The sequence below is a fragment of the Streptomyces monashensis genome, assembly GCF_001866665.1.
GTDB lineage: Bacteria > Actinomycetota > Actinomycetes > Streptomycetales > Streptomycetaceae > Streptomyces > Streptomyces monashensis.
Genome location: NZ_MLYO01000020.1, coordinates 1 through 12,559 on the forward strand (window position 1 = coordinate 1; position 12,559 = coordinate 12,559).

10 protein-coding genes are annotated in these 12,559 nt (G+C 71.5%); 5 read left to right on the forward strand and 5 right to left on the reverse strand.

Annotated elements, in window-relative coordinates:
* From BIV23_RS12165 to glgB, 4 genes are all read left to right on the forward strand, one after another.
* Window positions 1–601 (forward strand): alpha-glucosidase C-terminal domain-containing protein (locus tag BIV23_RS12165; RefSeq protein ID WP_143079072.1); only part of this gene is annotated, 601 nt, incomplete at its 5' end.
* The gene (gene treS, locus BIV23_RS12170) at window positions 598–2,316 is read left to right on the forward strand and encodes a maltose alpha-D-glucosyltransferase (RefSeq protein ID WP_071380822.1); all 1,719 of its coding nucleotides are present in this window, start codon (window positions 598–600) and stop codon (window positions 2,314–2,316) included. The genes BIV23_RS12165 and treS, both read left to right, overlap by 4 nt.
* A gap of 111 nt (window positions 2,317–2,427) precedes the next feature.
* Complete coding sequence (locus BIV23_RS12175) at window positions 2,428–3,801, forward strand: maltokinase N-terminal cap-like domain-containing protein (RefSeq protein WP_071380823.1); 1,374 nt, start codon at window positions 2,428–2,430, stop codon at window positions 3,799–3,801.
* Window positions 3,798–5,987: a 1,4-alpha-glucan branching enzyme gene (gene glgB / locus BIV23_RS12180; protein ID WP_071380824.1), complete on the forward strand. Its 2,190-nt coding sequence runs from the start codon at window positions 3,798–3,800 to the stop codon at window positions 5,985–5,987. Before BIV23_RS12175 ends, glgB begins: the two co-directional genes overlap by 4 nt.
* Here the strand turns inward: glgB and BIV23_RS12185 are convergent.
* The 5 genes from BIV23_RS12185 to BIV23_RS12205 all read right to left on the reverse strand — a co-directional run bounded on the left by BIV23_RS12185 (window position 5,962) and on the right by BIV23_RS12205 (window position 11,731).
* Window positions 5,962–8,202 carry a HelD family protein gene (locus BIV23_RS12185; protein WP_177239868.1) on the reverse strand — a complete coding sequence of 747 codons (2,241 nt, stop codon included), beginning with the start codon at window positions 8,200–8,202 and terminating at the stop codon, window positions 5,962–5,964. The genes glgB and BIV23_RS12185 overlap by 26 nt on opposite strands.
* Before the next feature lie 169 nt (window positions 8,203–8,371).
* Window positions 8,372–8,716 carry a thioredoxin family protein gene (locus BIV23_RS12190; RefSeq protein ID WP_071380825.1) on the reverse strand — a complete coding sequence of 115 codons (345 nt, stop codon included), beginning with the start codon at window positions 8,714–8,716 and terminating at the stop codon, window positions 8,372–8,374.
* Complete coding sequence (locus BIV23_RS12195) at window positions 8,713–9,141, reverse strand: MerR family transcriptional regulator (protein WP_071380826.1); 429 nt, start codon at window positions 9,139–9,141, stop codon at window positions 8,713–8,715. The genes BIV23_RS12190 and BIV23_RS12195 overlap by 4 nt, the downstream gene beginning before the upstream one ends.
* Window positions 9,142–9,170: 29 nt before the next feature.
* Window positions 9,171–9,941: a DUF2127 domain-containing protein gene (locus tag BIV23_RS12200; RefSeq protein ID WP_071380827.1), complete on the reverse strand. Its 771-nt coding sequence runs from the start codon at window positions 9,939–9,941 to the stop codon at window positions 9,171–9,173.
* Between the two features lie 116 nt (window positions 9,942–10,057).
* Window positions 10,058–11,731, reverse strand: a complete 1,674-nt coding sequence (locus BIV23_RS12205; protein WP_071380828.1) for an MFS transporter — start codon at window positions 11,729–11,731, stop codon at window positions 10,058–10,060.
* A gap of 134 nt (window positions 11,732–11,865) precedes the next feature.
* Here BIV23_RS12205 and BIV23_RS12210 point away from each other — a divergent pair, with 134 nt between their 5' ends.
* Window positions 11,866–12,486, forward strand: coding sequence for a TetR/AcrR family transcriptional regulator (locus BIV23_RS12210; protein WP_071380829.1), 621 nt, complete (start codon window positions 11,866–11,868; stop codon window positions 12,484–12,486).
* Window positions 12,487–12,559: the final 73 nt, after the last annotated feature.

Below are 12,559 nucleotides of genomic sequence, written 5' to 3' on the forward strand. Positions count from 1 at the left end.
CAACACCCCGGACATCCTGCACGCCTATCTCCAGCACGGCGGCCGCCCCGCCTTCGAGGTCCGCGCCGTCCTCGCCGCCACCCTCTCCCCCGCCTGGGGCGTCTACAGCGGCTACGAACTGTGCGAGAACACCCCGCTCAAGGACGGCAGCGAGGAGTACCTCGACTCCGAGAAGTACCAACTCCGCCCCCGCGACTGGGAATCCGCCGAACGGGAGGGCCGCAGCATCGCCCCCCTCATCACCCGGCTCAACACCGTCCGGCGGCAGAACCCGGCGCTGCGCCAACTGCGCGATCTGCGCTTCCACCACGCGGACAAGGACGCGGTGATCGCCTACTCGAAGCGGAGCGGGTCGAACACGGTACTGGTGGTCGCGAACCTCGATCCCCGCCACACCCAGGAGGCCACGGTCTCGTTGGACATGCCGCAACTCGGCCTGGACTGGCACGAGTCCGTGCCGGTGCGCGACGAGCTCACCGGCGAGACCTATCACTGGGGCAGGGCCAACTATGTGCGCCTCGAACCGGGTATCAGGCCCGCGCACGTCTTCCGCGTCCTGCGACCGTCCACCCCGCAGATCGGAGGGTCACCCACCACATGATCGTCAACGAGCCCGTTCCGGACACCTTCGAGGACACGCCCGCCAAGGACCGTGACCCGGATTGGTTCAAACGCGCCGTCTTCTACGAGGTCCTGGTCCGCTCCTTCCAGGACAGCAACGGCGACGGCATCGGCGACCTGAAAGGTCTGACCGCCAAGCTGGACTATCTGCAGTGGCTCGGCGTGGACTGCCTGTGGCTGCCGCCGTTCTTCAAGTCCCCGCTGCGGGACGGCGGTTACGACGTCTCCGACTACACGGCCGTCCTGCCCGAGTTCGGCGACCTCGCCGACTTCGTGGAGTTCGTGGACGCCGCCCACCAGCGCGGCATGCGCGTCATCATCGACTTCGTCATGAACCACACCAGCGACCAGCACCCCTGGTTCCAGGAGTCGAGGCGCGATCCGGACGGGCCGTACGGCGACTACTACGTATGGGCCGACGACGACAAGCAGTTCCAGGACGCCCGGATCATCTTCGTCGACACCGAGGCCTCCAACTGGACGTACGACCCCGTACGCAAGCAGTACTACTGGCACCGCTTCTTCTCGCACCAGCCGGATCTGAACTACGAGAACCCGGCGGTGCAGGAGGAGATGATCTCCGCGCTGAAGTTCTGGCTGGATCTCGGCATCGACGGGTTCCGGCTGGACGCCGTGCCGTACCTGTACCAGCAGGAGGGCACCAACTGCGAGAACCTGCCGGCGACCCATGAGTTCCTGAAGCGGGTCCGCAAGGAGATCGACACCCAGTACCCGGACACCGTGCTGCTGGCGGAGGCCAACCAGTGGCCCGAGGACGTGGTCGACTACTTCGGCGACTACGGCACCGGCGGCGACGAGTGCCACATGGCCTTCCACTTCCCCGTCATGCCGCGCATCTTCATGGCCGTACGCCGCGAATCGCGCTACCCGGTCTCGGAGATCCTCGCCAAGACCCCCGCCATCCCCTCGAAATGCCAGTGGGGCATCTTCCTGCGCAACCACGACGAGCTCACCCTCGAGATGGTCACCGACGAGGAACGCGACTACATGTGGGCCGAATACGCCAAGGACCCACGGATGCGCGCCAACATCGGCATCCGCCGCCGCCTCGCCCCCCTCCTCGACAACGACCGCAACCAGATCGAACTGTTCACCGCCCTGCTGCTCTCCCTGCCCGGCTCGCCGATCCTCTACTACGGCGACGAGATCGGCATGGGCGACAACATCTGGCTCGGCGACCGCGACGCCGTCCGCACCCCCATGCAGTGGACCCCCGACCGCAACGCCGGCTTCTCGTCCAGCGACCCCGGGCGGCTGTTCCTGCCGACGATCATGGACCCGGTCTACGGCTACCAGGTCACCAACGTGGAAGCCGCGATGTCCTCGCCGTCGTCGCTGCTGCACTGGACCCGGCGCATGATCGAGATCCGCAAGCAGAACCCCGCCTTCGGACTGGGGTCGTACAACGAACTCCAGTCCTCCAACCCGGCGGTGCTCGCCTTCCTGCGCGAGACCCCCCTGTCGCGGGACGGCGGGGACGACGTGGTGCTGTGCGTGCACAACTTCTCGCGTTTCGCCCAGCCGACCGAGCTGGACCTGAGCCGGTTCGGCGGGCGGCATCCCGTCGAGCTGTTCGGCGGGGTCCGCTTCCCGGCGATCGGTGAACTGCCGTACCTGCTCACCCTCGCGGGGCACGGCTTCTACTGGTTCAGGCTGCGCCGCGAGTCCGTGTAGCGGACCTGCGTGGTTTCCGGCCGGGCGGGGCGGTGGCGCGTTTCCACCGGCCCGCCCGGGGCACGCACAAGGAACACCCCCCGACGACCCCGGGGAAAGGACGTGACGCCCATGGCGGATCCGGTCACCACCCCCTCGCTCCTGGATTCCCTCGCTCCCCTGTTGCGCACCTGGCTGCCGAGACAGCGCTGGTTCTCGGGCAAGGGACGCCCGGTCACCGGGTTCTCCCCCGTGGCCGTCACCGAACTGCTCCCGCCCCACGGCCGCCTCGGCCTCTACCACCTGCTGCTCCGCGTCCACCAGCCGGACGTGCGCGGCCCCGGCGACGTCTACCAGTTCCTGATAGGCGTGCGCGAGGCGCTGCCGCCCCGGCTGGCGCCCGCGCTGATCGGGCACGTGGACGAGGGGCCGCTCGCCGGACGCACGGTGTACGAGGCCCTGTACGACCCCCGGCCCGCCGAGGTGCTCCTGGAGGCCCTGCGCACCCGGGCCCGCATCGGCTCACTGCGCTTCGACCGGGACCCGGGGCACGACATCCGCACGGGTCTGGTGGCCCGGCTGATCACCGCCGAACAGTCCAACTCCTCGGTGGTGTACGGCGACACGTTCATACTGAAGCTGCTGCGCCGGGTGGTGCCCGGCGTCAATCCCGACCTGGAGATACCGCTCGCGCTGGCCCGCGAGGGCTGCCCCCGGGTGCCCGCGCCGACGGCGTGGGCGCGCGCGGAGGTCGAGCACGAGGAGCCGTACGTCCTCGCCGTGCTGCAGCCCTTCGTGCGCGGTGCGGCCGACGGCTGGGAGCTGGCGCTGCGGGAGCTGGCCAAGGGCGAGGACTTCGTCGCCGAGGCGTGCGCGCTGGGCCGGGCCACGGCCGAGGTGCACACCGCGCTCGCCCGCGCCCTGCCGACGGTCACCCTCGGGCATGCCCAACTCCGCGCGCTGTCCGAGGGGATGCGTCAGCGGCTGGGGGCGGCGGTACAGGCCGTACCGGCGCTGCGGCCGTACGAGGAGGGGCTGCGGCAGGCCTACGCGGACCTGGACCGGCCGGCCGCCGGGGGTCACGCCTGGACCGCGCAGCGCATCCACGGCGATCTGCACCTCGGGCAGTGTCTGCGCGCGGCGGACGGGACCTGGTCGCTGATCGACTTCGAGGGCGAGCCGGCCCGGCCGCTCGCCGAACGGCGCCTGCCGCAGCCGCCGGTGCGGGACATCGCCGGGATGCTGCGCTCCTTCGACTACGCGGCCCACTCGGTGCGGCCGCCCGCACCGGACTGGGCGCGCGGGTGCCGGGCCGCCTACTGCGCGGGGTACGCGCAGGTGGCGGGCCGCGATCCACGCACCGACGCGGTGCTGCTACGGGCCTTCGAGACCGACAAGGCGGTGTACGAGGTCCTCTACGAGGCCCGGCACCGGCCCGACTGGCTCCCCGTACCGCTCTCGGCGATCCGCCGGCTCGCCGCGTCCGACCAGGAGGCCCGTCCGTGACCGACCGGCACACCGTCCCCGCCGCCGTGGCCCCCGCCGCCGACCGCGAGCGGCTGCTGCATGGCGTCCACCACGACCCGCACGCGGTCCTCGGCGCCCATCCGGTGCCGGGCGGTGTGGTGTTCCGGGCCTTCCGGCCGTACGCGCTGTCCGTCACCGTCGCCGCCGACGCGTTCGAGGCGGAACTGCACGACGACGGGGACGGTTTCTTCTCCGGGCTGCTCCCGCTCACCGAGGTCCCCGCCTACCGGCTGCTCGTGGCGTACGAGGGCACGGTCCTGGAGACCGAGGACGCCTACCGGTTCCTGCCCACGCTCGGCGAGCTGGACCTGCATCTGATCGGCGAGGGCCGGCACGAGCAGCTGTGGCGGGCGCTCGGCGCGCATGTCACCGTCCACCAGGGGGTGTCCGGCACCCGGTTCGCGGTGTGGGCGCCGGACGCGCGCGGGGTGCGGCTCGCGGGCGGTTTCGACCTCTGGGACGGCACCGGGCATCCGATGCGCTCGCTGGGCTCCTGTGGGGTGTGGGAGCTGTTCGTGCCGGGCCTCGGCGAGGGCGAGCTGTACAAGTTCGAGATCATCCGTCCCGACGGCTCGCACACCCTGCGCGCCGATCCGCTGGCCCGCCGCACGGAGGCCCCGCCCGCCACCTCGTCGATCGTGACCGCCTCGCACCACGAGTGGGGCGACACGCGGTGGATGGCGCACCGCGGGGACCGGCCCGTGCACGAGGCGCCGCTGTCGGTGTACGAGGTGCACCTGCCGTCCTGGCGGCCGGGACTGTCGTACCGCGAGCTGGCCGACCAACTACCGGCCTATGTATCGGAGTTGGGTTTCACCCATGTGGAGCTGATGCCGGTCGCCGAGCATCCCTTCGGCGGCTCCTGGGGCTACCAGGTGACCGGCTTCTACGCCCCCACGGCCCGGCTCGGCACGCCGGACGACTTCCGGTACCTGGTGGACAGGCTGCACCAGGCCGGGATCGGTGTGCTGATGGACTGGGTGCCGGCGCACTTCCCGCGCGACGACTGGGCGCTGGCCGAGTTCGACGGGCGGCCGCTGTACGAGCACCACGATCCGCTGCGGGCCGCGCATCCGGACTGGGGGACGCTGGAGTTCGACTTCGGCCGCCGGGAGGTGCGCAACTTCCTGGTGGCGAACGCCGTGTACTGGTGCGAGGAGTTCCACATCGACGGGCTGCGTGTGGACGCCGTGGCCTCGATGCTGTACCTGGACTACTCGCGCGAGCCGGGCCAGTGGACGCCGAACGAGCACGGCGGCCGGGAGAACCTGGACGCGGTGGCCTTCCTGCAGGAGATGAACGCGACCGTCTACCGGCGCTGCCCGGGGGTCGTCACCATCGCCGAGGAGTCCACGGCCTGGGACGGGGTGACGCGGCCGACGGACGGCGGCGGGCTCGGCTTCGGGCTGAAGTGGAACATGGGCTGGATGCACGACTCGCTGGAGTACATGCAGAAGGAGCCGGTGCACCGCAGGTACCACCACCACGGGATGACCTTCTCGATGGTGTACGCCTACAGCGAGAACTACGTCCTGCCGATCTCCCACGACGAGGTCGTGCACGGCAAGCGGTCCCTGGTCTCGAAGATGCCCGGCGACTGGTGGCAGCAGCGCGCGAACCACCGGGCCTACCTGGGCTTCATGTGGGCCCACCCCGGCAAGCAACTCCTCTTCATGGGCCAGGAGTTCGCACAGGGCGCCGAGTGGTCCGAGGCGCACGGCCCCGACTGGTGGCTGCTCGACCCGGCGTACGGCGCCGAGGCCGACCACCGGGGCGTACGGGAGCTGGTCCGCGACCTGAACACCCTCTACCGCGCGGCCCCGGCCCTCTGGGAGCGGGACACCGATCCGGCGGGCTTCGAGTGGCTCACCGGGGACGCGGCCGACGACAACGTCCTCGCGTTCCTGCGCCGGTCCGCCGACGGCACCCCGCTCCTCGCCGTCTGCCACTTCTCACCGGTGGTGCGCGAGGACTACCGCCTCGGCGTCCCGGAGGACGTACCGGCATGGGTGGAGGTGCTCAACACCGACGCCGGGCGCTACGGCGGCAGCGGCGTCGTCCACCCGGACGTGGTCAAGCCGGAGCCACGGGGCACCCATGGCCGCCCCGCGAGCATCCGGCTGACCCTGCCCCCGCTGGCTACGGTGTGGCTGCGGCCGGCGTGAGCGCCTCGGGCAGGGTGTCCGTGTAGAGCACCCCGAGCCGCTGTGTGGCCCGGGTCAGGGCCACGTAGAGGTCGCTGGTGCCGTAGCGGGCCGGTTCCACCACCAGGACCGCGTCGAACTCCAGGCCCTTGGACTGGCGGGGGTCGAGGAGGACGACGCCGCGGGTGAGGTCGGGTTCGGCGCCGGCCGTGACGCCGTCGAGGCGGGCGGCCAGTCGCCGGTGCAGGTCACGCGGGGCGATGACCGCGAGGCGGCCCTCGGCGGGGGCGAGTTCGGCGACCGCCTCGGCGACCGCGCCGGGCAGGTCGTCCGCCGCCCGGCGCACCCACGGCCGTTCGCCCGTCGAGCGGACCGAGCTGGGCGGCTCGAAGTCCGGGTGCTCGGCACGTACGACGGCCGCGGCCAGCTCCATGATCTCGGCCGGGGTGCGGTAGTTGACGCCGAGCCGGGTGTGCTCCCAGCGGTCCTCGACGTACGGCGTGAGGATGTCCGACCAGGAGCCGACCCCGGCCGCCTCGGCCGTCTGGGCCGGGTCGCCGACCAGGGTCATCGAGCGGGTCGGGCTGCGCCGCATCAGCAGCCGCCAGGCCATCGGCGACAGCTCCTGCGCCTCGTCCACGATGATGTGCCCGAACGCCCAGGTGCGGTCGGCCGCGGCCCGCTCGGCGGCGCTGCGGTGGTCCGCCTCCTCCTGCCGCTCGGCGAACCGCTCGGCGTCGATGATGTCGTGCGCGGACAGCACCTCGGACGCGTCCGGGTCACTGTCCTCCTTGTCCTCGAACTCGTAGGTCCGGGACGCGTAGGAGACGTCCAGCACGCCCTGGGCGTAGGCGACCTGCGTCTCGCGTTCCCGCTCGGCCCGGGCGCGGGCGAAGCGGTCGTCCTCGCCGAGGAGTTCGGCCGCCTCGTCGAGGAGCGGGACGTCGGCGACGGTCCAGGCGCGGGTCACGGGTCTGCGGATCGCGTCCGCGTCCGCCTCGGGCAGGTAGTCGTGCGGCTCGGTGAGGAAGTCGGCGACGAGGCGCTGCGGGGTGATCCGGGGCCACAACAGGTCGACGGCGGACCAGACTTCGGGGTTCTCGGCGAGTTCGTCGCGGATCTGGGTGAGGTCGGAGGCGTCGAGCAGGCTGGTTCCGTCGTAGGGGTCGGTGCCGACGCGCTCGGCGTACAGCTCGGTGAGGGTGTTGAGGATGTGGCCCTCGAAGTACTCGCGGGCCGCGTTGTGCGGGAGCCTGGCGGCGCGGGTGCGTTCGCGGGCGACGCCGACGAGGCCGTCGTCGAGCATCAGCACCTCGCGGTCGTGCTGGACGGTGATCACCGGGTCGGGCAGGGCCTGCCGGTCGCGGACGGCGGCGGCCAGCGCCTCGGCCATGTCGGCGCGGCCCTTCACGGCGGCCGCCTGCGGGGTGTCGGCCGCGGTGGCCTTCACGCCGGGGAACAGCTCGCCGACGGTGGCCAGCAGCACGCCGGTCTCGCCGAGCGAGGGCAGCACCTCGCCGATGTAGCCGAGGAAGGCCGGGTTGGGGCCGACGATCAGCACGGCGCGGCGGGCCAGCAGCTCGCGGTACTCGTAGAGCAGGTAGGCGGCGCGGTGCAGCGCGACCGCCGTCTTCCCGGTCCCCGGGCCGCCCTCGACCACCAGCACCCCGCGGTACGGCGCCCGGATGATCTCGTCCTGTGCGGCCTGGATGGTCTGCACGATGTCGCTCATCCGGCCCGTGCGCGCCGAGTTCAGCGCGGCCAGCAGCACGGCGTCCCCGCTCGGGTCCTCGTGCCCGGTGCGGGTGGTGTCGCCGAGGTCCAGGATCTCGTCGTGCAGCGAGGTCACGGTCCGGTCCTCGGTGGTGATGTGCCGGCGTCGGCGCAGGCCCATCGGGGTGTGTCCGGTGGCGAGGTAGAAGGGCCGGGCGACGTCGGCCCGCCAGTCGATCAGCACCGGGGTGTGCTCGGCGTCGTCCTCGCGCAGCCCGATCCGGCCGATGTGGTGGGCGGTGCCGTCGGCCAGGTCGATCCGGCCGAAGCAGAGCGAGCCGTCCACGGCGTTCAGCGCGGCGAGCAGCCCCGAGCGCTCGGCGACGAGGATGTCCCGCTCCAGCCGGGCCTGCATGGGCTTGTCGCCCTGGGCGAGCGCGTCCGTGACCGAGGTCTCGGTCTCTCCGCGCAGTACGTCCACGCACGCGTACAGTCCGTCGATGAATTCCTGCTCGTTGCGCAATTCATCGCCTGGATATTCGCTGTTTGACAATTCCACTCCCGCCCGGATATACTCTGCTCAGTGAACTTCTTCGCGGCATCGCAGGATTGAAGTCGCGAACCACCGAATATACGCAGAGAAATCCCCCGAGTGCAATTGCTCAGGGGATTTTTTGGTGCCCGGCCGTTCTTTACCGTATGCCGTGCAGCGCGTCGGCCAGCTCCTCGCGCAGGCGCCGCCCGGGCCGCGCCCCCACCATCGCCTTCACCGGCTCGCCCGCCCGGAACAGCATGAACGTCGGCATCGACAGCACCTGGTACGCGTTCGTGATCTCCGGACTGGTGTCCACATCCAGCTGTACGACCTTCAGCCGGCCCGCCTCCTCGGCCGCGAGTGCGCTGAGCACCGGGCCCATCTGCCGGCACGGCGGACACCAGTCGGCCGTGAACTCGACGAGCACCGGCAGTTCCGACCGCAGCACCTCCGCCTCGAAATCCGTGTCCCGCACCTCGGCCACACCCGCCGCGTTGATCACCGCTGCTGCCCTCCCAGTTCGCACCCGGGCTCCGGACCCCCCGGAACCAGCGCATCGGCGGCCAGCGCGTCCCGTGCCTCCTCGGCCCGCGCCAGCTGCCCCGCGACCGTCTCCCGCACCGACCGCAGCTGTCCGACGAGCGCGTCCAGCTCGGCCAGCTTGCGCCGGTAGACCTGCAGCGAGGCCGGGCAGGAGTCACCCTCCGGGTGCCCGGCCCGCAGGCACTCGACGAAGGGCCGCGTCTCCTCCAGCTCGAACCCGAAGTCCTGGAGCGTGCGGATCTGCGCCAACAGCCGCAGATCCCCCTCGTCGTACGTGCGGTGCCCGTTGCCGTCCCGCCGGGCCGGCAGCAGCCCGCGCGACTCGTAGTACCGCAGCGCGCGGGTCGTGGTCCCGGCCCGCGCGGCCAGCTCGCCGATTCGCATGCCCACGACGGTAGGCGTTGACGCCGGGGTCAAGGCAAGACGGGCACCCCCGCCGACTCCTCGACCTCCATCAGCGACGCGCTCCGGCGCTCCTCCTCGAAGGCCCTGGCTCCGCCCCGGAGGCCGAAGAGGCGTTTGGCGACGGCGATGTAGAGGACGGCCAGGATGTTGAGGACGAGGGTGGCGATCTTCAGATAGCTGACCTTCTCGGTGAGTTCGTAGATCTCCAGGGGGAGGAACGCGGCCGTCGCGACGACCGTCAGGTACTCCGCCCAGCGCCTGGCGTACCAGAGGCCGACCGCCTCGATCAGCTCGATCAGGGCGTAGGCCAGCGCCAGCCCGGCGACGATCATGAGCGTGGAGTGCTTGTAGCCGAACGCCTTCTGTACCGAGCCGACCACGGGCGAGTGGTCGAGGTCGTAGTGGAAGTGCCGGAAGACCGGGCGCAGGACGTCCAGGTATTCGTTGAAGAGGCGGCGCACCGCGTCCTGGCTGTTGCTGAACTTCCAGACCGCTATGGCGACCAGCACGATGAACACGCCGCGCACCAGCCGCTCGATCGCGAGGAAGCGCAGGATGAACAGGTCCCGCAGCACCTTGCCGCGCGGCACCAGCGGGGCGTTCGCCGCCGGTCCCGAGCCGTGCGGCTCGCCGAGCACGAAGTCGCCGCAGCGCAGGCAGCGCCAGGCGTCCCCGAGCGCGGTCTCGGCGTGCAGCCGCGGCCGCAGCGTGGGTTCGTCGGGCGCGTAGGTCGTATGCCCCTTGCGCGCGCAGGTCCGCCGGTCCCAGTCGATCTTCATGTCCCCCGAGCCTCCACTTGCCTGTACCTGATGTGTCGCCTGTACGGACGCCACACGCGAACGTGCCGTTCCGAACGATCCGGAGCGGCACGTTAGCGGACGCGGGGAAGGAGTGCTCAGACGGCGGCGCTGTCCGCCGGTTCCCTCTCCCGCTCCTTCACCTGTGGCGCGGGGCTTTCACGGCGCGGGAGCAGAACGGCCACCAGGACGGTGCCGATGCCGAGGATGACCGCGCCGACCAGGCTGGTGTGCGCGACGGCGGCGGAGAAGGAGGAGCCGACCGCGTCGGCCATCTGCCGGGCGCCGCCGGCGAGTTCGGCGGCCTGCTGCTTGAGCTGCGCCGCCTGCTGCGGGTCGGTCGCCTTCGCGGCCTGTGCGGCCAGCGCGTGCGCCTTGTCGCCGATGCCCTGCGCGACCGCGTACCCGGCGCCGACCGAGTCCCGAGCCGTGTCCAGGGCGCTCGCCGGGAGCTTGCTGCCGGCCGTGGCGTCGCTCAGGTGGTGGCCGTACGACGTCGCGAGCAGCGAGCCGAGGATGGCGATGCCGAGGGAGCCGCCCAGCTCCAGCGAGGTGTCGTTGACCGCGCCGCCGACGCCCAGTTCGGACTCGGGGAAGGCGCCCATGATCGCGTCGGTGCAGGGCGAGAGCGCGAGGCCGATGGCGAGGCCCAGGATGATCAGGGGGGCGAGGAAGTCGCCGTACGTCGAGCCCGCGTCGACCCGGGTCAGCAGGGCGAGGGCGGTGGTGCCGCCGACCATGCCCGCGCTGACCGTCCACTTCATGCCGACGCGCGGGGTCAGGAAGCCCGTCAGGGCCGAGCCGACGAAGACCGCGCCGGCCAGCGGGAGCATCCGGACGCCGGTCTGCAGGGCGTCGTAGCCGAGGACGAACTGGAGGTGCTGGGTGAGGTAGTAGAAGGCGCCGAAGACGGCGAGGAAGAACAGGGCGACGGCGAGGTTGGAGCCCGCGAAGCGGCGGTGCGCGAAGCGGCGGACGTCCAGGATGGGGCGGGGGTGGCGCAGCTCCCAGAGGACGAACGCCACCAGGCCGGCGCCGGCCGCGACCGCGGCCGCGATGGCCTTGGCGTGCCAGCCGAAGTGCGGGCCCTCGATGATCATGTAGACGAGGGAGCCGGTCCACAGGACGGAGAGCAGGCCGCCGACGTAGTCGATGCGGTCGTGGTGACCGGCCCTGGACGGCGGGATGAGCACGAAGGCGAGGACGATCGCGACGGCCGCGATCGGCACGTTGATCAGGAAGGTCGAGGACCAGCCGTGGTCGCGCAGCAGCGCGCCCGCGACGACCGGTCCGGCGGCGATGGCGAGACCGGCGGTGGCGGTCCACAGCACGATCGCCTTGGCGCGCTCGGCGCGCGGGAAGGTCGCGGCGAGCAGGGAGAGCGTGGCGGGCATGATCAGCGCCGCGCCGACGCCCATCACGGCGCGGGCCGCGATGACGGTCGTGGAGCTGTCCGCGAGGTAGCCGAAGACGGCACCGCCGCCGAACACGGCGAGGCCGAGGACGAGCGCGCCGCGTCGACTGTACTTGTCGCCGATCGCGCCGAGCAGCAGCATCAGCGCGGCGTACGGCACGGTGTAGCCGTCGATCACCCACTGGAGGTCGGCGCTGGAGAGCCCGAGGTCCTTCGTCATGTCGGGTGCGGCGACCGTGAGGGCGGTGTTCGCCATGACGATGATCAGCAGGCTCAGGCAGAGCACGAGCAGTGCCCACCAGCGCCGGGCGTACGGGCGCTCCATCTTCTCGACCGGTTCGGTCATGACGAGTCGCATGGCAGGGGTCGCCTTCCTCGGATCGCGACGGTTGGTGCGGAGCCGTGCGAACTTGCACAGTGACGTGCAATTGCACAACCATGTGTAATGTACGCCGCTGCACAGTGGTGTGCAAATCGTGGAGGGCGTGCAGAATGACTGCCATGACCACGGGTAACAGCCGCGCCGACGCCAACCGGCGTCGCATCCTCGACGTCGCCCTCGCGGAACTGCTGCGCGACCCCGACGCCTCCATGGACCAGATCGCGCGCGCCGCGGGGGTCGTACGGCGGACGGTGTACGGCCATTTCCCCAGCCGCGAGGCGCTGATCAGCACGCTGGTCGACGAGGCCGTGGCGGCGCTGGCCGACGCGGACGCGGGCGCCCGCAGGGAGGTCGCCGACCCGGCGGAGGCGGTGGCCCGGTCGGTGCTCGCGATCTGGGAGATCGCCGACCGCTACCGGCTGCTGGTCGCGCTCGCCCAGCGCACGGTCACCGTCCAGGGCATCCGCGAACGCCTCGCCCCGCTGCGCGCGAACAAGGTCCGGCTGCTGGAACGCGGGCTGGAGAAGGGCGTGTTCAGCTCACCGCTGCCGGCCCCGGCGCTGGCGTACGTGCACGAGCAGCTGCTGTTCGCCGTGATGGAGGCGGTGAACGACGGCCTCCTGACCGCGGCGGAGGCGGGCCGCTCGGCCACGGTCACGGTCCTGACCGCGGCGGGCGTGCCCGCCTCGACGGCCACCGAGCTGGTGGCCGAGGTGAGTGAGGAGTCGTAGCGGCGCCGTAGCGGTGCCGTGGACATGCCGGATGCCCGGCCCCGGTTCAGGCGGGGCCGGACATCCGGAGCTT

Coding starts and splice junctions, on each gene's coding strand:
- BIV23_RS12210 (WP_071380829.1), top strand. CDS start 11,866: ATGACTGCCATGACCACGGGTAACAGCCGCGCCGACGCCAACCGGCGT.
- treS (WP_071380822.1), top strand. CDS start 598: ATGATCGTCAACGAGCCCGTTCCGGACACCTTCGAGGACACGCCCGCC.
- BIV23_RS12175 (WP_071380823.1), top strand. CDS start 2,428: ATGGCGGATCCGGTCACCACCCCCTCGCTCCTGGATTCCCTCGCTCCC.
- BIV23_RS12200 (WP_071380827.1), bottom strand. CDS start 9,941: ATGAAGATCGACTGGGACCGGCGGACCTGCGCGCGCAAGGGGCATACG.
- BIV23_RS12195 (WP_071380826.1), bottom strand. CDS start 9,141: ATGCGAATCGGCGAGCTGGCCGCGCGGGCCGGGACCACGACCCGCGCG.
- BIV23_RS12205 (WP_071380828.1), bottom strand. CDS start 11,731: ATGCGACTCGTCATGACCGAACCGGTCGAGAAGATGGAGCGCCCGTAC.